Source organism: Uliginosibacterium sangjuense (assembly GCF_059132465.1).
Map to the genome: position 1 here is coordinate 1898223 of NZ_CP101132.1, position 18460 is coordinate 1916682.

Annotated in this window: 19 protein-coding genes; 10 read left to right on the top strand and 9 right to left on the bottom strand. The window is 61.6% G+C overall.

Annotated elements, in window-relative coordinates; translation table 11 throughout:
- Positions 1 to 38: 38 nt before the first annotated feature.
- Genes NMB43_RS08690 through NMB43_RS08705 form a run of 4 tightly spaced genes read right to left on the bottom strand, consistent with a single transcriptional unit; the run spans position 39 to position 5195 of the window.
- Positions 39 to 2495, bottom strand: a complete 2457-nt coding sequence (locus NMB43_RS08690) for an ATP-binding protein (protein WP_494351758.1) — start codon at positions 2493 to 2495, stop codon at positions 39 to 41.
- Positions 2492 to 3517 carry a TRAP transporter substrate-binding protein DctP gene (dctP, locus tag NMB43_RS08695; RefSeq protein WP_494351759.1) on the bottom strand — a complete coding sequence of 342 codons (1026 nt, stop codon included), beginning with the start codon at positions 3515 to 3517 and terminating at the stop codon, positions 2492 to 2494. The genes NMB43_RS08690 and dctP overlap by 4 nt, the downstream gene beginning before the upstream one ends.
- A complete protein-coding gene (locus NMB43_RS08700; RefSeq protein ID WP_494351760.1) occupies positions 3514 to 4329 on the bottom strand; it encodes a transporter substrate-binding domain-containing protein in 816 nt (271 codons plus the stop codon). Before NMB43_RS08700 ends, dctP begins: the two co-directional genes overlap by 4 nt.
- 56 nt (positions 4330 to 4385) lie before the next feature.
- A complete protein-coding gene (locus tag NMB43_RS08705) occupies positions 4386 to 5195 on the bottom strand; it encodes a transporter substrate-binding domain-containing protein (RefSeq protein WP_494351761.1) in 810 nt (269 codons plus the stop codon).
- Positions 5196 to 5422: 227 nt separating this feature from the next.
- On the opposite strand from NMB43_RS08705, the gene pyrG reads away from it, so the two are divergent.
- The 5 genes from pyrG (at position 5423) to ftsB (ending at position 10005) form a co-directional block, all read left to right on the top strand.
- Entirely contained in the window at positions 5423 to 7069 is a 1647-nt protein-coding gene (gene pyrG, locus NMB43_RS08710) for a CTP synthase (protein WP_494351762.1), read from the top strand.
- Between the two features lie 3 nt (positions 7070 to 7072).
- Positions 7073 to 7912 (top strand): 3-deoxy-8-phosphooctulonate synthase, encoded by an 840-nt coding sequence (kdsA, locus tag NMB43_RS08715; RefSeq protein ID WP_494351763.1) that lies wholly within the window; start codon positions 7073 to 7075, stop codon positions 7910 to 7912.
- A 2-nt stretch (positions 7913 to 7914) separates the two neighbouring features.
- Entirely contained in the window at positions 7915 to 8226 is a 312-nt protein-coding gene (locus NMB43_RS08720) for a Dabb family protein (protein ID WP_494351764.1), read from the top strand.
- 135 nt (positions 8227 to 8361) lie between these two features.
- Complete coding sequence (eno, locus tag NMB43_RS08725; protein ID WP_494351765.1) at positions 8362 to 9651, top strand: phosphopyruvate hydratase; 1290 nt, start codon at positions 8362 to 8364, stop codon at positions 9649 to 9651.
- A 69-nt stretch (positions 9652 to 9720) separates the two neighbouring features.
- Positions 9721 to 10005 carry a cell division protein FtsB gene (gene ftsB / locus NMB43_RS08730; RefSeq protein ID WP_494351766.1) on the top strand — a complete coding sequence of 95 codons (285 nt, stop codon included), beginning with the start codon at positions 9721 to 9723 and terminating at the stop codon, positions 10003 to 10005.
- A 30-nt stretch (positions 10006 to 10035) separates the two neighbouring features.
- Here ftsB and NMB43_RS08735 read toward each other — a convergent pair whose 3' ends face one another.
- The 4 genes from NMB43_RS08735 to NMB43_RS08750 all read right to left on the bottom strand — a co-directional run bounded on the left by NMB43_RS08735 (position 10036) and on the right by NMB43_RS08750 (position 12123).
- A complete protein-coding gene (locus NMB43_RS08735; protein WP_494351767.1) occupies positions 10036 to 10551 on the bottom strand; it encodes a C40 family peptidase in 516 nt (171 codons plus the stop codon).
- On the bottom strand, positions 10551 to 10988 hold the full coding sequence (gene dtd / locus NMB43_RS08740) for a D-aminoacyl-tRNA deacylase (protein ID WP_494351768.1): 438 nt from the start codon (positions 10986 to 10988) through the stop codon (positions 10551 to 10553). Before dtd ends, NMB43_RS08735 begins: the two co-directional genes overlap by 1 nt.
- Complete coding sequence (locus tag NMB43_RS08745; RefSeq protein WP_494351769.1) at positions 10988 to 11512, bottom strand: gamma carbonic anhydrase family protein; 525 nt, start codon at positions 11510 to 11512, stop codon at positions 10988 to 10990. The genes dtd and NMB43_RS08745 overlap by 1 nt, the downstream gene beginning before the upstream one ends.
- 89 nt (positions 11513 to 11601) lie before the next feature.
- Complete coding sequence (locus tag NMB43_RS08750) at positions 11602 to 12123, bottom strand: glycine cleavage system transcriptional repressor (RefSeq protein ID WP_494351770.1); 522 nt, start codon at positions 12121 to 12123, stop codon at positions 11602 to 11604.
- A 280-nt stretch (positions 12124 to 12403) separates the two neighbouring features.
- On the opposite strand from NMB43_RS08750, the gene NMB43_RS08755 reads away from it, so the two are divergent.
- The 3 genes from NMB43_RS08755 to NMB43_RS08765 all read left to right on the top strand — a co-directional run bounded on the left by NMB43_RS08755 (position 12404) and on the right by NMB43_RS08765 (position 15639).
- Positions 12404 to 12919: a pilin gene (locus tag NMB43_RS08755; protein ID WP_494351771.1), complete on the top strand. Its 516-nt coding sequence runs from the start codon at positions 12404 to 12406 to the stop codon at positions 12917 to 12919.
- 96 nt (positions 12920 to 13015) lie between these two features.
- Complete coding sequence (locus tag NMB43_RS08760; protein ID WP_494351772.1) at positions 13016 to 13768, top strand: hypothetical protein; 753 nt, start codon at positions 13016 to 13018, stop codon at positions 13766 to 13768.
- A 50-nt stretch (positions 13769 to 13818) separates the two neighbouring features.
- Positions 13819 to 15639 (top strand): glycosyltransferase family protein, encoded by a 1821-nt coding sequence (locus NMB43_RS08765; RefSeq protein ID WP_494351773.1) that lies wholly within the window; start codon positions 13819 to 13821, stop codon positions 15637 to 15639.
- On the opposite strand, the gene NMB43_RS08770 is transcribed toward NMB43_RS08765, so the two are convergent.
- Positions 15636 to 15974 carry a hypothetical protein gene (locus tag NMB43_RS08770; protein WP_494351774.1) on the bottom strand — a complete coding sequence of 113 codons (339 nt, stop codon included), beginning with the start codon at positions 15972 to 15974 and terminating at the stop codon, positions 15636 to 15638. The genes NMB43_RS08765 and NMB43_RS08770 overlap by 4 nt on opposite strands.
- Before the next feature lie 455 nt (positions 15975 to 16429).
- Between NMB43_RS08770 and NMB43_RS08775 the strand changes: the two genes are divergently transcribed.
- Positions 16430 to 17713 carry a PglL family O-oligosaccharyltransferase gene (locus NMB43_RS08775; RefSeq protein WP_494351775.1) on the top strand — a complete coding sequence of 428 codons (1284 nt, stop codon included), beginning with the start codon at positions 16430 to 16432 and terminating at the stop codon, positions 17711 to 17713.
- Positions 17714 to 17790: 77 nt separating this feature from the next.
- Positions 17791 to 18414 carry a class I SAM-dependent methyltransferase gene (locus tag NMB43_RS08780; RefSeq protein ID WP_494351776.1) on the top strand — a complete coding sequence of 208 codons (624 nt, stop codon included), beginning with the start codon at positions 17791 to 17793 and terminating at the stop codon, positions 18412 to 18414.
- Positions 18415 to 18460 lie beyond the last annotated feature (46 nt).

The following is an 18460-nucleotide window of genomic DNA, read 5'->3' on the forward strand; positions in this document are numbered from 1 at the left end:
CAACCGGCGGAGTAATTGTGAACAGACCCTAGTACCTGCTATTGCTGCGACGGTGGCGCGTGCCCGACCGACATCGGCGCGGCCAGCCCGGCCAGCTCGTGGCCCGGTGCCACGCGCGGCAGACGCAGGATGAAGCAGGTGCCGGCGCCTTCCGCGCTGACGAGCTGGATGTGTCCGCCCAGAAGGTTGGTGACGATGTTGTAGACGATGTAGAGCCCCAGGCCCGTGCCGCCCTGGCCCAGGCGCGTGGTGAAGAAGGGGTCGAACACGCGGCCCTGGCGTTCGAGCGGGATGCCGCGCCCGTTGTCGGAGAGCATCAGCATGATCTCCTGCTCATTGAGGCGGGCGGCCGAAATCAGCAGGTCGCCGCGTTCCTCGTCCTCGTAGGCGTGCAGGGCGGCGTTGGAGACGAGGTTGGTGATCACCTGGTCCAGCGGGCCGGGGTAGCTGTCCATCTCCAGGTCGTCCGGGATGTCCAGGGTGATCGAGAGCTGCTGCTTGCGCAGCGTGGGCGCGAGCGCGGCGACCACCTCGCCGATCGTCTGGCGCAGGCCGAAGCGGCGGCGCTGGGCACTGGTCTGGTCGACCGCGACCTGCTTGAAGCTGGCGACCAGGGTGGCGGCGCGCTGGGTGTTGCGCTCGATGATCTGGCAGCCTTCGGCGCACTGGCCGAGGAAGGTCTCGAACAAGGACTTGCGCAACTGGCCGTCGGCAATGGCCTGCTGTACCTGGTTGACGTGATCGCGCAGTGAGGTGGTGGCCACCAGCGCATTGCCCAGGGGAGTGTTCAACTCGTGCGCCACGCCCGCCACCAGGTTGCCCAGCGATACCAGTTTCTCGTTCTGCACCAGTTGTTCCATGGCCTGCGAGAGCTGTTCGTTGGTCGCCTGCAATTCGGCCGTGCGCTGATGCACGCGTTGCTCCAGGCTCGCGTTGAGCTGGCGGATCTCGGACTCGGCCGCCTTCTGGGTCGTGATGTCCTTGGCCGTGCCGTGGTAGCCGAGGAAGCCGCCTTCCTGGTCGAACAGGGGGTCGCCATTGACCAGCAGGTGGGCGAGAGTGTTGCCGTCAGTCTGGAGTGCCACCTCAAGGTCGCGGAAGGGGCGCTGTGCCTCCTGGGTGGCGCGATGGGTGTCCCAGTCGCCGCTTTCGGGGCACATCCGCGGATTGTCCCAGGGGCGTTCGCCGACCCGCAGCAGGCCGGCTTCCATGAGTTCGGTGGCGCGGGTGCCGGAGAAGGAGACGAAGCGATGCTCGGCATCCTGGCGCCAGAACAGGTCGCTGGACATGTCGGACAGGGCGCGGAAACGGGCCTCGTTGGCGCGCAGCGCGAATTCGGCGCGATGGCGCTCGATCGCGCTGTGGCGCAGTTCGCGCAGGGCACCGGCGAGCTGGCCGAACTCGTTGCTGCCGACCTCGGGGATAGGGTGCTCGAAGTCGCCCGCCGAGAAGGCGCCCACCGTGCCCATCAAGCTGCTCAGGGGGTGGCGGATGGAGCGCGCGATGAGGGCGCCGAACAAGAAGGCCAGCGCCACGACGAGGGCGCCGACGAGGTAGATGGAGGCATTCAGGATGTGCAACTGGCGCCCGTGGCGCTGCCGCAGCTCTTCCTCGATGCGGGTGTAGCGCTTGTCCAGCGCGCCGGCCGCCTGGGCGATGGCGCGCTGACTGGCCTCGATCTTGCGCTCCATGATCTGGGCGCGGTTGGACGAGGCCCGTTGCAGGCTGCCCAGGCCGGAGATCATGGAATACACGCGCGACTCCAGCAGGCTCAGCGACTTGCGCTCCAGTTCGCCCGGCGCCAGCTCGCGCAGCACCGGTGCCAGCATCGCCACGCGTTCGAGCGAGGCACGCGTGGACAGGCTCACATTGGTCTCGCGGTTGGCGTAGTAGGCGTTCATCTTCAGCAGCGAATCGACGAAGGCATTGATCAGCGACAGCGAGGCCGGGTCGAGCAGTGACTTGCGCGGGTTCTGCGTGTTGCCGCCAATGACCAGGGCGAGCAGTTCAGCCGAGCGCTTGCTGGGTTCCAGCAGCTCGGTCTGGTAGATGAAGTCGATCTCCTTGTTGATCTGCTTGAGCTCGCGGTAGCCGCCCACGAATGTCTGCAGCGAGTTGCGCAGCACGCCCAGGCTCTCGGCGTAGTCGCTGCCGGCTTCCTCCATCTTGCTCAGATCGAGGAACAGCAGCGCGGTGGCCTGGTCGATCGAGCCTGTCAGGTCGTCGTTGGGCGCGCTCAGGTACTCGCGGATGCTCGCCTGTAGGCGCGCCGTCTCGGTCACGAAATGGCGCAGCTCGCGTTGCTCGGCATTGAGCCTTTCGATGGCGTTGAAGTAGCGGTCGCGCAGCACCCCGCCAGCGACGTTGAGCAGCAGCAGGAGCAGCAGGCCCCCTACGTTGAGCAGCACCAGGTAGCGCAGGCGCTGGTGGATGGGGGTGCGATCCAGCCATTGATGCAGGCGGTCGGTGATCTGGCGGGGGAGTGGCAGCTTCATTGCACGGCGCGGATGCGCTTGATGAGGTCCTGCTGGCGGGGGTCGGACGCAAAGCGGGCGTAGATGGCCTGGGCGGCCTGCTGCAGCCGGGCCAGCTCGGCCGGCGGCAACTCGTTGAAGCGCACGCCCGCGAGCTTGAGCGAGGCCTCGACCCGCTCCTCGCGTTGTTGCCACATGTCGCGCATCACCGTCACCGAGGCGCGTGCGCTCGCGCGCAACGCGGCCTGGTCCGCCGGGCTGAGCGACTTCCAGGTCTCGCGCGAAATGACCAGCACATCGGGCTGGATGAAGTGGCGAGTCAGGGTGTAGTACGGCGCGGCGCGGTAGTGCTCGCTGCTGCCATAGGACGGCAGATTGTTCTCGGCCGCCTCCACGATGCGGTTGTTGAGCGCACGCCCGGTCTGCGCATAGGGCAGGGCGATCGGCTTGGCGAGCAGGGCGGTGAAGTAGGCGGTCGCCATGGTGGAAGGCTGGACGCGCATGTTCAGGTTGCGGAAGTCATCCAGCCGTTCGATGGGCTTGCGCGCGCTATAGACGTTGCGCACGCCCGCGTCATAGAAGGCGAGGCCGATCAGGCCGCTGGGCTCCAGCGAATCGAGAATCTCCTGGCCGATGGGGCCATCGATCACCTTGTGCAGGTGTTCGGTGTTGCGGAACAGGTAGGGCAGGCTCAGCACGTGCGCCAGGCTGGTCCGCGACTCCAGCGCCTGCACGCTGATCCGGTTCATGTCCAGCTTGCCGGCCTGCACCAGGTCGAGCAAGGGCGCCTCGTCGCCCAGCAGGCCAGAGTGGAAGACCTGGATGCCCAGGCGGCCGCCGGTGCGCTGGCGCAGGGTCTGGCCCAGGGCGAGCACGGCCTGTACCGTCGGGTAGTCCTCCGGGTGTACGTCGGCCGAGCGAAGCAATCGCTTGGGTGCGTCGGCGGCCCAGGCGGCGGACACGAGCGATCCCCCCGCCACCAGCAGCAACGCCAGGACGAGGGTGCGATACAGGCGGGGGCGGGCGGCGCGTGGTGGTGTCATGGTGACCTCCGGGTCGGCGAGGGTGCCGGCAGGATGCCCGGCGGCAATCCATGGCCATGGTGCTTGCGGAAAGTCTCGTCCAGCCGCCCGTTGTGCAGGTTGTTTACCACCCAGGCGTTGATCCATTCGCGCAGCCCCTTTTCGCCATGGTTGAAGCCGATGGCGATATCGAAATCGGATTGGTGGAACTGGACGACCAAGGCGTGCCTGGGGCGCAGCGCATTGGTGGCCTGGATCGCCGAGTCGGGGGCCGAGACGATCTCGTACTCTCCCGCCAGGTAGCCCGCACTCAGGTGATCATGGTCCTCGTAGGGCACGACATGTGCGCCCGGCGCTGCACTGAGCAGGTGGGCCTGGTTCGAGCTGTTGGCGAGCACGCCGATCCGCTTGCCGTTGAGGTCGAGCATCGAGGAAACCGGCGTCTTGGCGGGGGCCGCGATGTAGGTTGCGAGGCGGGCATAGGGCACGGAGAAGGCGATCTGGCGTTCGCGTTCGGGCGTGATGGACAGGGCCGAGATCACGAGGTCGGCCCGCTTGTCCAGCAGGGCCTTCACACGGTCGGCGTTGGACACGCGCACGATCTCGAGGCGCACCATGAGGTCTCGCGCCAACAAGGTGGCGGTATCGAAATCCGAGCCACTCGCCTGACCCGCCGCGTTGAAGGCATTGAAAGGCGGCACGGCGCCCGCGATGGCGATGCGGATGCGTCCGGCGCTGCGGATGTCCTCCAGGCGGTCGGCCTGCGCCGCAGGGGCCAGCAGGCCCAGGCAGGTCAGCCAGGCACCCCACTGCCGCAGAAGTGCGACCGCCATCGCCACGGGTCGTGCCTGTCGTTCCCGCCAGCGGCTGCGGACAATATCCACGGCTCCTATCCCTTTGGCGTCAGCGTCCGGGGCAGCACGCTCTCGGGCAGGTCGCGACCGTGATAGCGCCGGAAGATGTCGTTCAGACTGCCATCGGCCAGCCGGCTCGAGATCCAGGTGTTGATGCGGCTGCGCAAGCGGCGTTCGTCCTTGAGAATGCCCATGCCGATGTCGAACTCCTGCTGGACGAACTTTTCCTCCAGGCTGCGTGCCGGGGTGCGGCGGTTGATCACTTCAATGTCCGCACGCTGCATCGACACGATGTCGAAATCCCCCTTGACGTAGGCGTCGAGCAGGCTCTGCTCGTCGGCATACTCCACCAGCCTGGCGCCCGGTGCGCGCATCTTCAGCAACTCGCCGTTGGATGTCTTGCTGCCCACGCCGACGCGCTTGTCGGTCAGGTCCTGGTAGCTGTAGATGCTGATGGCGCGCGGCGCGGCGACGACCAGGGCGATCTGCGAGTAGGGCAGGGAGAAGGAGATCACCTGCTCACGTGCCGGCGTGATCGACAGTGCCGAGATCACCAGGTCGGCGCGCCTTCCAAGCAGGGCGTCGATGCGCTCGGCGTTGGGGACCTGAACGAACTCGACCGCGACCCCGAGATCCTTGGCGAGCAGGCGGGCGGTTTCCACGTCGGAACCCACGAAGCCCTGCTGGGGATGCTGGTAGCTGAAGTGGGGCAGGCCATTGATGATCGCCACCCGCAGTTTGCGGCTGGCCAGGATGTCGTCGAGCTGGTCCGCCCAGGCGCCTCCCGCCACGCACTGGCTGAATAGCCAGAGAATGCCGGCGATGCATTGCCGCCGCTTGTTCATTGCGCTCCTCCTGTCGGGTCGCGGGCCTGCCCGCGCCATGGTTTTTGCGGAAGTATGCCGCCAAATCACCCGTAGGGAGTAACGGCCCCTTTTGGGGCAAGCTGAAGTGCGGGCCGGTGAGGATGGCGCGTCTCCGGACGACGGCTTTCCGTGGCCGCGCGGGCAGCCGGATTTGAGCCCCCCTCCCGGCTGCTGTATCATTCGCATTTCCCCGCACCTGTATTTCCATGACCAAGTACGTATTCGTCACGGGCGGTGTCGTGTCCTCATTGGGCAAAGGCATCGCGGCGGCATCTCTGGGGGCCATCCTCGAATCCCGAGGCATCCGCGTCACCCACCTCAAGCTTGACCCCTACATCAACGTCGATCCGGGCACGATGAGCCCCTTCCAGCACGGCGAGGTCTTCGTGACCGACGACGGCGCGGAGACCGACCTCGATCTTGGTCACTATGAGCGCTTCACCAGCGCCAAGATGTCCAAGCGCAACAACTTCACGACCGGTCAGATCTACGACTCGGTGATCCGCAAGGAGCGCCGCGGCGAATACCTGGGCAAGACCGTACAGGTGATCCCGCACATCACCGACGAGATCAAGCTGTCGATCAAGCGTGGCGCAGAGGGCGCCGACGTGGCCATCGTCGAGGTTGGCGGCACGGTGGGCGACATCGAGTCGCTGCCCTTCCTGGAGGCCATCCGCCAGATGGGCATTGAAGAAGGGCGCAACAACACCTGCTTCGTGCACCTCACGCTGCTGCCCTACATCGCCACCGCCGGCGAACTGAAGACCAAGCCCACGCAACACTCCGTCAAGGACCTGCGCGAGATCGGCATCCAGCCCGATCTGCTGCTGTGCCGTTGCGATCGCCCGATTCCGATGGAAGAGCGGCGCAAGATCGCGTTGTTCTGCAATGTGATGCCGGAAGCCGTCATCGAGGTGATGGACGCCGACTCGATCTACAAGATCCCCAGCATGCTGCATGACCAGATGATCGACGAGATCGTCTGTCACAAACTGGCGATCCTGGCCCGCGCGGCCGACCTGTCGATCTGGGAAAAGCTGGTCCATTCGCTGGAGAACCCCAAGCACCACGTCGAGATTGCCTTCGTCGGCAAGTATGTCGACCTGACCGAGTCCTACAAATCGCTGATCGAGGCCCTGAAGCACGCCGGCCTGCATACCGAGAGCCGCGTGAACATTCATTACCTTGACTCGGAAGAGATCGAGCGCAATGGCTGCGCTGCGCTCAAGGGCATGGACGCGATCCTGGTGCCGGGCGGCTTCGGCAAGCGCGGCACCGAGGGCAAGATCGCATCGATCCGCTACGCCCGCGAGAACAAGATTCCCTACCTGGGCATCTGCCTGGGCATGCAGTTGGCGACCATCGAGTTCGCGCGCCACGTGGCCGGCCTGGAAGGCGCCAACAGTACCGAGTTCGAGCAGGACACGCCGCACCCCGTGGTAGCGCTGATTACCGAATGGCTGGACCGCGAAGGGCGCGTCGAGAAGCGTAGTGAGAGCTCTGACCTGGGCGGCACCATGCGCCTGGGCGCGCAGCGCTGCCCGATCAAGGCCGGCACCCTGGCGGAGTCGATTTACGGCGCCCAGGTCAACGAGCGTCACCGCCATCGCTACGAGGTGAACAACACCTATGTGCCCAAGCTGGAAGCGGCCGGCCTGATCATCAGTGCCCGTACGCCCAACGAGAACCTGCCGGAAATGATGGAGCTGCCGCAGGAAGGTGAGAGCGCCCACCCCTGGTTCGTGGGCGTGCAGTTCCACCCGGAGTTCACCTCCAATCCCCGAAATGGCCACCCGCTGTTCATTGCCTATGTCAAGGCAGCGCTGGCCTACCGCCAACAGAAAGGCCGCTGAACGATGAAACTGTGTGGATTCGAAGTCGGACTGGACAAACCCTTCTTCCTGATCGCCGGCCCCTGCGTGATCGAGTCGCGCGAGATGGCCATGGAGACGGCGGCTGAGCTCAAGGAGATTGCTGCCGCGCTGGGCATCCCCTTCATCTACAAGTCCTCCTTCGACAAGGCCAACCGCAGCTCGGGCAAGAGCTTCCGCGGCCCGGGCCGCGACAACGGCCTGGCGATCCTCAAGGAGGTGCGCGAGAAGATCGGCGTACCGGTGCTCACCGATGTGCATGGCGAAGACGATATTGCCGATGCCGCCGCCGCTGTCGACGTGCTGCAGACCCCGGCCTTCCTGTGCCGTCAGACCGATTTCATCCACGCCGTGGCCGCCTCGGGCAAGCCGGTGAACATCAAGAAGGGCCAGTTCCTGGCACCGGGCGACATGAAGCAGGTCGTGCTGAAGGCCAAGGAAGCCAATGGCGGTGCCGACACCATCATGGTGTGCGAGCGCGGCGCTTCCTTCGGCTACAACAACCTCGTGTCCGATATGCGTAGCCTGGCGATCATGCGCGAGACCGGCTGCCCGGTCGTGTTCGATGCCACCCATTCGGTCCAGTTGCCGGGTGGGCAGGGCGACAAGAGCGGTGGCCAGCGCGAGCATGTGCCGGTGCTGGCGCGTGCCGCCATCGCGGCGGGCGTGGCCGGCGTGTTCATGGAGACCCACCCGAACCCGGCGGTGGCGATGTCGGACGGACCGAACGCCTGGCCGCTGCCGCGCATGAAGGAGTTGCTGGCCACGCTGCGCGACCTGGATGCTGTGGTCAAGCGCGCAGGGCTGGCTGAACTGAGTCTCTGAGCATGATCACCCACGCCGTGCTGTTCAAGCTGTTTGAGGGCGTCACCGCCGACAGCGAGGCCGGCCGGCGTTTCCACGAGGCCATGCTGGCCTTGCCAGGCAAGATCGAGGAAATCCGGGAATGGCATTGCGGTTTCAATGTCACCCCGGATAGCGAAGCCTATGATTACGTACTGGTTGCGCGCTTCGATTCCAAGGCCGCCTTGCACCGCTACTTCGATCATCCCGCCCACCTGGAGTTGCTGGCCATGCTGGGGACGGTGGCGCAACTGCGTTTCGGCGACATCGAGGACACCGAAGTGGTCGTTTCATAAGGGTTTGTCTGCGTCGGATCAACACGAAAGAGGGCGCCCAGCATAGAATTCGCAGGTTTTTTTGCGCCTGCGGCCGTCCCCTGCAGCAGTCGCCGACATCCCCTGTCATCTCTTCACCCAATAAGGAAATTGGACATGAGTGCAATCGTTGACGTCATTGCCCGCGAGATTCTGGACTCCCGCGGCAATCCCACTGTTGAAGCCGACGTGCTGCTGGAATCCGGCGTCATGGGCCGTGCCGCCGTGCCCTCGGGCGCGTCCACCGGTTCGCGCGAAGCCATCGAACTGCGTGATGGCGACAAGGCTCGCTACCTGGGCAAGGGCGTGCTGAAGGCCGTCGAGAACGTCAACACCGAGATCTGTGAAGCCCTGATCGGCCTGGATGCCGAAGAGCAGGCCTTCATCGACAAGACCATGATCGAGCTGGATGGCACCGACAACAAGAGCCGTCTGGGCGCCAACGCCATGCTGGCCGTGTCGATGGCCGTGGCCAAGGCCGCCGCTGAAGAAGCCGGCCTGCCGCTGTACCGTTACTTTGGCGGTTCGGGCCAGATGCAACTGCCGGTGCCGATGATGAACGTCATCAACGGCGGCGCGCACGCCAACAACAGCCTGGACTTCCAGGAATGCATGGTGCTGCCGGTCGGCGCCAAGAGCTTCCGCGAAGCCCTGCGTTGCGGCGCCGAGATCTTCCATAACCTGAAGAAGATCGTCGACAAGAAGGGTTACCCCACGACCGTGGGTGACGAGGGCGGTTTCGCGCCCAACGTGTCCGGCGCGACCGAGGCCCTGGACCTGATCATGGAAGCCATCGCCGCCGCCGGCTACGAAGCCGGTACCGACGTGGTGCTGGGCCTGGACTGCGCCGCCTCCGAGTACTACAAGGACGGCAAGTACGAGATGCACGGCGAGAAGCTGTCGCTGACCTCGGCCCAGAACGTCGATTTCCTGACTGGCCTGGTCGACAAGTACCCGATCGTCACCATCGAAGACGGCATGGCAGAACAAGACTGGGACGGCTGGAAACTGCTGACCGACGCGCTGGGCAAGCGCATCCAGCTGGTGGGTGACGACCTGTTCGTGACCAACACCAAAATCCTGCAAGAAGGCATCGACAAGGGCATCTGCAACTCCATCCTGATCAAGGTGAACCAGATCGGTACCCTGACCGAGACCTTCGCTGCCGTCGAGATGGCCAAGCGCGCCGGTTACACCGCCGTGATCTCGCACCGTTCGGGCGAAACCGAAGACAGCACCATCGCCGACATCGCCGTGGGCCTGTCCGCCGGTCAGATCAAGACGGGTTCCCTGTCGCGTTCGGATCGTGTGGCCAAGTACAACCAGATTCTGCGCATCGAGGAAGACCTGGGCGACACCGCGATCTACCCGGGCCGCCGTGCCTTCTACAACCTGCGCCTGAAGTAATTAGGCAGCAGGTACAATCTGGGCGCGCCAACTGGCGCGCCCTTTTTGTTTCTGCTCCCGACATCGCCGATGCGCTGGCCTGCGCTGATCTTCCTGGTTCTCCTGCTGCTTCTTCAGTATCCGCTGTGGTTCGGAAAGGGCGGCTATCTCTCTGTGCAACAAGCCGAGAAACAACTCGCCACGCTGAAGGAAGACAACCGCAAGCTGGAGCAGCGCAATGCTGGCAACAGCGCCCAGGTGCAGGATCTCAAGTCGGGCTATGACGCCATCGAGGAGCGGGCGCGTTTCGACCACGGCCTGATCAAGCCGGGCGAGAAATTCATCCAGATTCCGGAAGGTGCGCCAGCCAGGTAGGCTGGGTGTCCGTCCCCCGTTTGTCGCGCCTCAAAACAAGCTGCGTGCGCCGGTGAAGCGGCTGGCGAAGTAACTGCTCTCCATGCTCTCCACACGTACCCGACCTTTGGAGGAGGGCGCGTGTACGAACTTCCCCTTGCCAAGATAGATGCCCATGTGTGAGTAAGGCTTGCCATTGGTGTTGAAGAACACCAGGTCGGCGGGGCGGAGTTCCTGGCGCGGAATCTCCCGTGTCAGGCCGGCGATCTGCGCCGCGTTGTGCGGCAGGCGGCGGCCGGTGACCTTCTCCACGACCAGGCTCACCATGCCGCTGCAGTCCAGGCCGGCCTCCGGGTTGCGACCGCCGAACTGGTAGCCGGTATCGAGCAGGCCCATCGCATACAGCACGATCTCGTTGGCAGCTTGTTGCTCTTCCAGCCGAAACCTTGCCTCGGGTCGAGCGGGGGCAGGGCTCGGGGGCGGGGCTGGCGGTGTCGTCGAGCAGGCGGCCAGCAAGCCGCCAACCGTGGCGACCAGCAGGCGCGCGAACCCCTTGTGCTTCACCATCAGGTCTCCAGCCAGAATGTGACCGGCCCGTCATTGACCAAGCTGACCTTCATGTCGGCCGCGAAGCGGCCTGTGGCGACATCGGCATGCTTGGCGCGTGCCAGCCCGACGAGGTGGTCGTAGAGTGCTTCGGCGCGCGCAGGCGCGGCGGCCGTGGAGAAACCAGGACGGCTACCTTTCTTGGTGTCGGCCGCCAGTGTGAATTGCGAGACCAGCAGCAAACCGCCGCCAATGTCGCTCAATGAACGGTTCATGCGTGCTTCGTCGTCGGGAAAGACGCGATAGGCCAGCATCTTATCGAGCAGGCGGGCCGCGCTGGCCTCGTCGTCTTCACGCTGCACACCAATCAGTGCGAGCAGGCCGCGACCGATCTGGCCCACCGACTCGCCGTCCACATGCACGGCCGCCTCGCTGACGCGCTGGATCAGGGCAATCATCAGCCGATCTTCTTGAGATCGACCTGATATTCCTCGGCGTGCGCGATATAGGTATCGGCACTGGCCTGCAGTCGTGCCACTTCCTCATCGGTCAGCTCACGGATGATCCGGCCGGGTGTGCCAACCACCAGGGAGCGGTCGGGTATGACCTTGTTCTCGGCCACCAGTGCCTTGGCGCCGATCAGGCAGTTCTTGCCCACCACCGCACCGTTGAGCACCACCGCATTGATACCGATCAGCGTGTTGTCGCCGATGGTGCAGCCATGCAGCATGGCCATGTGCCCCACCGTCACATTGTCGCCAATGGTCAGCGGTACGCCGTCGTCGGTATGTAGCACCGAACCGTCCTGGATGTTGGTGTGCTTGCCAATCGTGATCGGATCATTGTCGCCGCGCACGACCGCGCCGAACCACACGCTGACCTTGTCCCCCAGCGTGACGGACCCCGCCACCGTGGCGTTCTCCGCGATCCACACCCCTTCGCCCAGCACAGGGACCCGTTTACCCAAGGAAAAAATGGCCATGCTTGTTGCTACTTTCCTGATTCAAAAGTGTTTGTGCAGCGCACTGGCCGATGATAACAGCCGCCCGCCGACCCTCCAATGCGCTGGGCTCAGGCCGACGCGTCCTCAAGCTTGATATCCACGACCAGTTCAGCAGACAAGGCTTCCAGATCCCGCTGGAGTTGCACCTCATCCAGGTCCGGGCCGGTTTGCAGCTCGGCCTCTGCGTGGAACAGCGTCTCGCCTGACATCGGGGCTGTCGAGGTATAGGTGTGCAGGCTTTCTACATTGAGCGCGTGTCGGGTCAGGACTTGACTGACCTCGCGCACGATCCCCACCCGGTCGTGTCCCATCAGATTGAGGATGAAGCGGCGACCGGCCGCGCCTGCGACGACGGTCTGACTGGTGCCATGCACGATCTGTAAGGGCGCGAAGGCGTCCAGCGCGGCTTGCAGCGTCCTCAGTTTCTCGTCCGCAATCTCCACCCGCACGATGCCGGCAAACTTGCCGCCCAAGCGCGACATGCTCGACTCCAACCAGTTTCCGCCCTGGCCGCTGATCGTGCGCGCCAGTTCCTCCACCAAGCCGGGCCGATCATCACCAATCGCGGTCAACACCAGAGTTCTCTGCATGCTTGCCTCCTTTGTGTGTATGCAGTGCAGGGCACATGCTAACGCGCAGCTCTTCATGCCGGAATCTGCCCTTGTTCGACAGGTGAGTGACGAAAAATGTCAGTTGCGCTCGGTGTGCAAACTTGAACGCCTGACGACGAACGTGCGGTCTGTCGTCTAAGTTATTGATTTTTAGTGGCTCTTGTCTGTAGGCGATGAGCGGTCAAGTGTGTGGCATGTCATTCGCACGTACTGCCTTGTACGGATAACGGTATCCGGCAACATCAACAGGAGATTCGTGATGAAGCGTGTTCAACAAGGTTTTACCCTGATCGAACTGATGATCGTGGTGGCGATCATCGGTATCCTGGCAGCGATCGCGCTGCCTGCCTATCAGGACTACACGATCCGTTCGAAGGTGTCGGAAGGCATCATCGCTGCGTCATCGGCCAAGGCCACCATCAGTGAAGCCTTCCAGACCGACGGCTTGGTTGGCGTTTCGGCTGCTGCGGGTGCCTGGAACGTTGCTATCACTGGTTCCAAGTATGTGCAGAGCGTATCGGTTTCGAATGCCGGCGTTGTCGAAGTGTCGATTCTGGCTACGGCTAACAACGGTATTCCCACGACGCTGAATGGCAATCGCCTGACCTTCACGCCGTCGGTTGGTGGTGCTGCGCTGGCGGCCACTTCGGTCGGTGCGATCGACTGGGCGTGTGCTTCCTCAACCAACGTTCAGGCTACGCAGCGCTCCCTGCCCTTCACTGCTCCGACTGGTACTCCGTTGCCTGCCAAGTACGCACCTTCGGAATGCCGTTGATCTGAACCGAGTTGTTTGATAAAAAAGGGCGCTTGGCGCCCTTTTTTATTTTTTGACGTGATACAGAAGATGCTTCCTTTCAGATTGAAGTGCTTCTTGGTGCATTTATTGGTCAGTGCTGCTGTCTTGGCGTCGGTGCTGCTTTTGTTGTATGCAGGTTGGTATTATTGGCCTAACTACGAGTTAATGGGGGCGGGTCCTGTTGCGGGCATGATGGTGCTGGTTGATCTAGGCTTGGGTCCCCTCGCAACTCTTGTTGTGGCCAGCCCATCCAAACCCAGGTCAGAGTTGCGGCGGGATATCCTGATGATTGCTGTGCTGCAGTTTTCTGCCCTGTTTTACGGTGCTCATGCACTATGGGTCATGCGGCCCATGTTTTATGCATTCTCCTTGGATCGCGTCGAGCTGGTGTCCGCGGCAAGTTTAGCGCCGGAGGATGTGATGCTTGCCAGAAAGCAAGGGAATGAGTTTGCTCCCAGCTTTGCGAGCCGCCCCCGTTGGGTGTGGGCGCCGTTGCCAGACGATCAGGAAGAGGCGGCCAAGATTGTTGCCTCTGCCGTTGTGTCGGGTAGGGATGTGACGTCAATGCCCCAGTACTTCAGATCCATGAAAGAGGGCCGGAAGGATTTACAGTCACGCTTGCTTCCAGTGGACGCGCTGGCAAAAGCGGGCGGGGTATTTTCGGAGTCGGATTACATGCGTGCCTTGAAGCGACTCGGCTATCAGGCCTCTGATCTAGGCTACTTGCCACTGCAGACCAGGGATCGGGATGTAAGTGTGGTTTTCGTGCGGGCTACATTGGAACCAGTTGATTTCTGGCCGGTGGTTGTGTGGCCGGTAAAGCCTTAGTGCTCGATGATTAAGTAAATTAAAATGGCTGAAATTATATAAGCTTGGTTATGATTAAAGGCTTTATTTCCTGGTTGAGAGAGCGCGTCGAGATAGACTCGCCGAAGGCCCGTGCTCCAGGTTTGTTGCCACAACTGAAATTACAGCTTGAGACGGAGGCTTTACGTGCTTTGCGCGCCGGAGAAAGACGTGTGGCGGAAGAGGCTTGTGTAGCATTGTTGCAGGAGCAAGATCCTGGTTTTGTTGCTTGTTTTGTTGGCGGAGTCTTGGCGTTTGAGAATAAGGATTTCGCTTCTTCGCTCCCGCTATTGCGGAAGGCGGCACAGATGTCGCCTGAGGATGCAGAGGCTGCTAAATATCTCGCTGCGGTATTGATGCATGTTGGAGCGAATGCTGAAGCACTTCTTGTGGCCGAGAGGGCGTGGGCGTTACGGCCAGCGGACCATCAGACTGCCAACATGCTGGCCGTTCTTTGCATGTTGCTGGAGCGTTTCGAAGAATCAGTTCATTACTTTAATCGTGCGGTCGAACTGAAGCCGTCTGATATCTCCACTTTCCTTAATTTGCAGGCAATTGAGTTGCGCGCCAAGATGCAGCTGCGGCGCGAGGTGGAAAATGAGAGGACGCAGAATGTTGAGCGTCAGGTTTTAAAGCGCTTGTTGGTCGCGGAGAGAAAGGGTTCGCTCAGTCACAAGGAGTCATTGGTCCTGATCTCGTTGGCCAGCCGTTCGGCAGCGCTCTTTCCTGTGGCGCAAAGGGTTGCCAATAGGTTGTATGAAGAGCGTTTTGTCGATGCGGATTCTGCTGACTATCTTGCTAACGTATTCAGCGTAGAGGGTGATTTGCCGCGCACTTTGGAGATGCGACAGGTCGTTGTAGATGAGTATCCTGGTAGAACTGGTCCCAGCCTCTCGCTCTCGTTTACGTGTATCGCTGCTGGCGGCAGGACTTGGTTTGATGCTTGGCGGATGGCGGACGAAGCGTTTCTTCAGATGTATCGGGGCCGGCATTCTTTTGAGTTGCCTCTGTGGCGGGGCGAGAAACTGCGTGCTGGAAAACTATTTGTCTATCAGGATCAGGGTTTCGGGGACGCGTTGTTGGCTTTGCGACTTTTTCGGGCTCTCGGCAGGCGGGGTGTTGCATCGGTATTCTGGGTAAAACCAGAGATTGAACAGCTTTTTAGAGGAGTCGAGGGCGTCGACGAACTGGTCGGTGCGGATGAACGGCCCGATCCGCGCTTGTTTGGGTGTGTAGCAGTCGCTCCGCTGTTCAGCCTGATTCGCTTGCTTAGACTTTCGCCAGCGGATCTGAAGGCTCCTGCTCTCGTTCGCGCACCATCAGATCGCTGTCAGGATTGGCGGAAGCGCATTGCAGAGAGCCAGGGGCTTCGGGTTGGAGTGGCGGCTGTTGGTAATCCATGGCGACATGATGACTGGTTGCGTTCTGTTCCGCCTGAACATCTCAAAGGACTATGTCAACTCGACGGGGTGGCATGGTTCAACCTGGCCGTAGATGTCCGGAAGGAGCGCGATGAGGCCATTGCCGCGCTAGGAATGGTGGACCCTATGCCTGATATGCGGGACTTCTGCGATACCGCGGCGATTATTGATGCCATGGATGTCGTAGTGGCCATAGATTGTTCTGTCGCACATTTGGCTGCTGCGCTCGGAAAGCCTGTTCTGGTTTTGCTCCCGTCTGCATTGGATTGGCGTTGGCAAATTGCTGAGGATGCCCGGCCTTGGTGGCCGAATGCTACGCCGTATCGTTGCAAGGCGCCGGCGGCCTGGGAGGATCCAATTAGGCTCGCCGCACAGGATCTGCAGACAAGGGTTGCTGCATTAAATGCCTTTTCTTCTCTGAGAAATAACTAAGAAATTGCCCGCTGCTTTGTCAATCTCGTCGCGATATTGTAACCAATTTTTTTTGCGACCACTGAGTCATATCCGAGCTCAATGAGCTTCCATTGGAAGCTGTTGACTAGTCTGGACTTGCCATAGGTTCCCAGTTCGTTCGTGCGATGAAACCCCTGGGCGTGCCCAAGAGCGATTTCGAGTTCAGCATTCAGGCGTTTTTCATCTTTGCGGTGTGACGGAGGGAGGCGTCTAGCAAGCTGCTCGGCCAGATTGTGCGCGAAAGTGTCGATCTGATTTCTTTTCTTAAAGTCTGAAAATAGGCCCATCGGTATCCTCACTGGATGCGGTTGCATCAAAAAGACCACTGCTTGGATTTTTCGGATCAATCGTCGTGCATTCTAAACTGTTGGCGTTGCTTGTCGTGACTTTCGGAGGGTTGGGGCCTCTATGTGGGATTCATCGCTATCCCCAGACTGTGTTCGTCAACGAATGGGTTGTGATGCTTGTACTGTCAGCTATCACACTTGTGATTGCTGTGGGGCCTTTCACTTTGAAGAGCATGCATCGCAAGCCTGAGACTTTGATGTACCTGTCGTTGATGACCGTCGGAGTCGTTTTTTCAGGCGGCTCTCAAGTTGGTTATGCGACTTACACCCTTCTCGCGTTGATTGCTATATGGGTTGCCTGGGGTCATCTGCACTCATCGAGACAGGTTGCCCTGCTTGCGTTTGGGACCACAGTAGGAGGGGGGCTGCAGTGCGTTGCGGCTTGGGGTCAGCTTGCGGGGTTAGACTGGGGCGGCATCATCATGCCCAAACTCTACAATGCCGTGTACGGGAACATTGCGCAGCCCAATCATTTCGGCAACCTATTGTGGCTCGGACAGGCTTCATTGATCTACCTTTGGAGCACGCGACGGCTTCAGCCTTGGCTTGCTTTGGTGTTGACGACTGCGATCTCTCTATTTGCTGCGATGTCTGCGTCGCGGGCTGTGTGGTTGTATACGGCCGCACTGCCCGTGCTGTGTGGTTTGTACGCGTGGCGAAGGCGCGGGGATGATTCGGCCCGGCTGATGGCGCAGGCGAGCTTGGTGGTAGCCGGTATTTCGGTCGGCATGCAGTTGCTGTTGGCTTTCAGCGATCTGGGCAAGTGGCTGGGCGTCGTGTCTTCCGCCAGTCGTGTGGGGGATGCCAGTTCCAACGGGCAGCGCCTGTTTGACTGGATCGTGGCTTGGCAGACTGGGCTGGATCATCCGTGGATGGGTGCCGGGGCGGGAATGTTCGCCTGGCAAACGGCGCTGCACTCCATAGGACTCCCGCCTCCGGATTTCATCCGCATCGGCGAGAACGCGCACAACACTCCATTGCACTTGCTGGCTGAATTCGGCTGGCCGCTGACCTTGATGATCTGCGGGGGGCTGGCCTGGTGGTTGTTGCGGCGATGGGTACGGGCCAGCACGCCAGAGGCTTTGTGGGGCTTCATGATCCTTGGTGTGATAGGAGCCCATAGCATGGTCGAGTATCCGCTGTGGTACACCTACTTTCTGATTCCCGCCGGGCTGGCGATGGGGGTGATTGCTGCTGCGGAGCAGAGAGACGCTTCGGGAATGAGGATCAGCAGTCGTTGGCTGCTGCTGCCCGCCTTGATGTTGGCAATCGGTTTGGTCTGGAGCATGCGTGACTATTTGTTGTTGGAAAAGGCGTACGCGCGCTTCCCCTATGGTGCCGTGGCGTCCGACAGCAGCTTCGCCGAGAGTCGAGAGGTCGGAGTCAAGATTTCCGACTGGTCCTTGCTGGCGCTGCATGCCCGCTCGTTGCAGATTCGGGCCTGGCCACCAGAACGCGAGGATGCTGCGGCTGAAGTCGTTGGTTTGTGCGATCACTATCTTCGTTACAAGCCCAATTTCCAGACCCTGACGCAATGCGCCCTAGCTTACGGGCAGGTGGGGCGTGAAGCTGAGGCCGTCCAGGCCGGGGCGATGGTCTGCGGTGCCTATCCCGCGATCTATCACGGTCGTTTCCCGGCTGAGCTGGCAGCCATTTTTCAGCGCCAAGGCTGGGCTGTCCGCCCGGAGATGTACTGCATTCGTTGAGTTGGCGGGACGAACCAAGGCTTGGGGGGCGTGCGCAGGCAGGTATACTCCTCGCCTTTGCCTTTGGCGCTGGCCGCATGGAATTCATTGACAAGTCTGGCGTGCTTTCTCGCGTTGCTGCTGGCGAGCGTCTGGTGCTTGAACTGGGCTGCGGACCGCGCAAGAGGCATGCGGAAGCACTGGGAGTGGATGCGCTGGATTACCCGGGTGTGGACCTTGTCGGTGATGTGTTCGCTGTCTTGCGTGCGCTGCCAGATGCCTGCGTGCGGGCCGTCCATGCCTACCACTTCTTCGAGCATGTCGAGGATCTGGGAGCACTGCTCGACGAACTAGCGCGCGTGATGGAGGAGGGGGCGTTGCTGGACGTCGAAGTGCCACATTTCGCCAATCCGTACTTCTATTCCGATCCCACTCATCACCGCTTCTTCGGCCTCTATACCTTTTGTTATCTGGCCGAGGACGATCTGCTTACGCGCAAGGTGCCTCGCTATGGGCGTGAGCCACGCTTCCGGCAGATCGATGTACAGCTTGACTTCAATTCTCCGTTTCCCGTGCGCGGCTTGATCAAGCGTGCGTTGGGCAGGGTATTCAATCTGACGCGCTGGTTGCAGGAGTTCCACGAGGAAAACCTGTGCCATATGCTGCCGTGTTATCAGGTGCGCTACGCCTTGCGTCGTCTGCCGCGGGCCGGTTCGGTGTGAGCGCGCGCGCATCTGCCATCTATCTTGGCGCCCGCGCTCTTGCCGG

Excerpts from the sequence above, each read along its gene's own strand:
- NMB43_RS08690 (WP_494351758.1), bottom strand. The coding sequence starts at position 2,495 with ATGAAGCTGCCACTCCCCCGCCAGATCACCGACCGCCTGCATCAATGG.
- dctP (WP_494351759.1), bottom strand. The coding sequence starts at position 3,517 with ATGACACCACCACGCGCCGCCCGCCCCCGCCTGTATCGCACCCTCGTC.
- NMB43_RS08700 (WP_494351760.1), bottom strand. The coding sequence starts at position 4,329 with ATGGCGGTCGCACTTCTGCGGCAGTGGGGTGCCTGGCTGACCTGCCTG.
- NMB43_RS08705 (WP_494351761.1), bottom strand. The coding sequence starts at position 5,195 with ATGAACAAGCGGCGGCAATGCATCGCCGGCATTCTCTGGCTATTCAGC.
- pyrG (WP_494351762.1), top strand. The coding sequence starts at position 5,423 with ATGACCAAGTACGTATTCGTCACGGGCGGTGTCGTGTCCTCATTGGGC.
- kdsA (WP_494351763.1), top strand. The coding sequence starts at position 7,073 with ATGAAACTGTGTGGATTCGAAGTCGGACTGGACAAACCCTTCTTCCTG.
- NMB43_RS08720 (WP_494351764.1), top strand. The coding sequence starts at position 7,915 with ATGATCACCCACGCCGTGCTGTTCAAGCTGTTTGAGGGCGTCACCGCC.
- eno (WP_494351765.1), top strand. The coding sequence starts at position 8,362 with ATGAGTGCAATCGTTGACGTCATTGCCCGCGAGATTCTGGACTCCCGC.
- ftsB (WP_494351766.1), top strand. The coding sequence starts at position 9,721 with ATGCGCTGGCCTGCGCTGATCTTCCTGGTTCTCCTGCTGCTTCTTCAG.
- NMB43_RS08735 (WP_494351767.1), bottom strand. The coding sequence starts at position 10,551 with ATGGTGAAGCACAAGGGGTTCGCGCGCCTGCTGGTCGCCACGGTTGGC.
- dtd (WP_494351768.1), bottom strand. The coding sequence starts at position 10,988 with ATGATTGCCCTGATCCAGCGCGTCAGCGAGGCGGCCGTGCATGTGGAC.
- NMB43_RS08745 (WP_494351769.1), bottom strand. The coding sequence starts at position 11,512 with ATGGCCATTTTTTCCTTGGGTAAACGGGTCCCTGTGCTGGGCGAAGGG.
- NMB43_RS08750 (WP_494351770.1), bottom strand. The coding sequence starts at position 12,123 with ATGCAGAGAACTCTGGTGTTGACCGCGATTGGTGATGATCGGCCCGGC.
- NMB43_RS08755 (WP_494351771.1), top strand. The coding sequence starts at position 12,404 with ATGAAGCGTGTTCAACAAGGTTTTACCCTGATCGAACTGATGATCGTG.
- NMB43_RS08765 (WP_494351773.1), top strand. The coding sequence starts at position 13,819 with ATGATTAAAGGCTTTATTTCCTGGTTGAGAGAGCGCGTCGAGATAGAC.
- NMB43_RS08770 (WP_494351774.1), bottom strand. The coding sequence starts at position 15,974 with ATGCAACCGCATCCAGTGAGGATACCGATGGGCCTATTTTCAGACTTT.
- NMB43_RS08775 (WP_494351775.1), top strand. The coding sequence starts at position 16,430 with ATGCCCAAACTCTACAATGCCGTGTACGGGAACATTGCGCAGCCCAAT.
- NMB43_RS08780 (WP_494351776.1), top strand. The coding sequence starts at position 17,791 with ATGGAATTCATTGACAAGTCTGGCGTGCTTTCTCGCGTTGCTGCTGGC.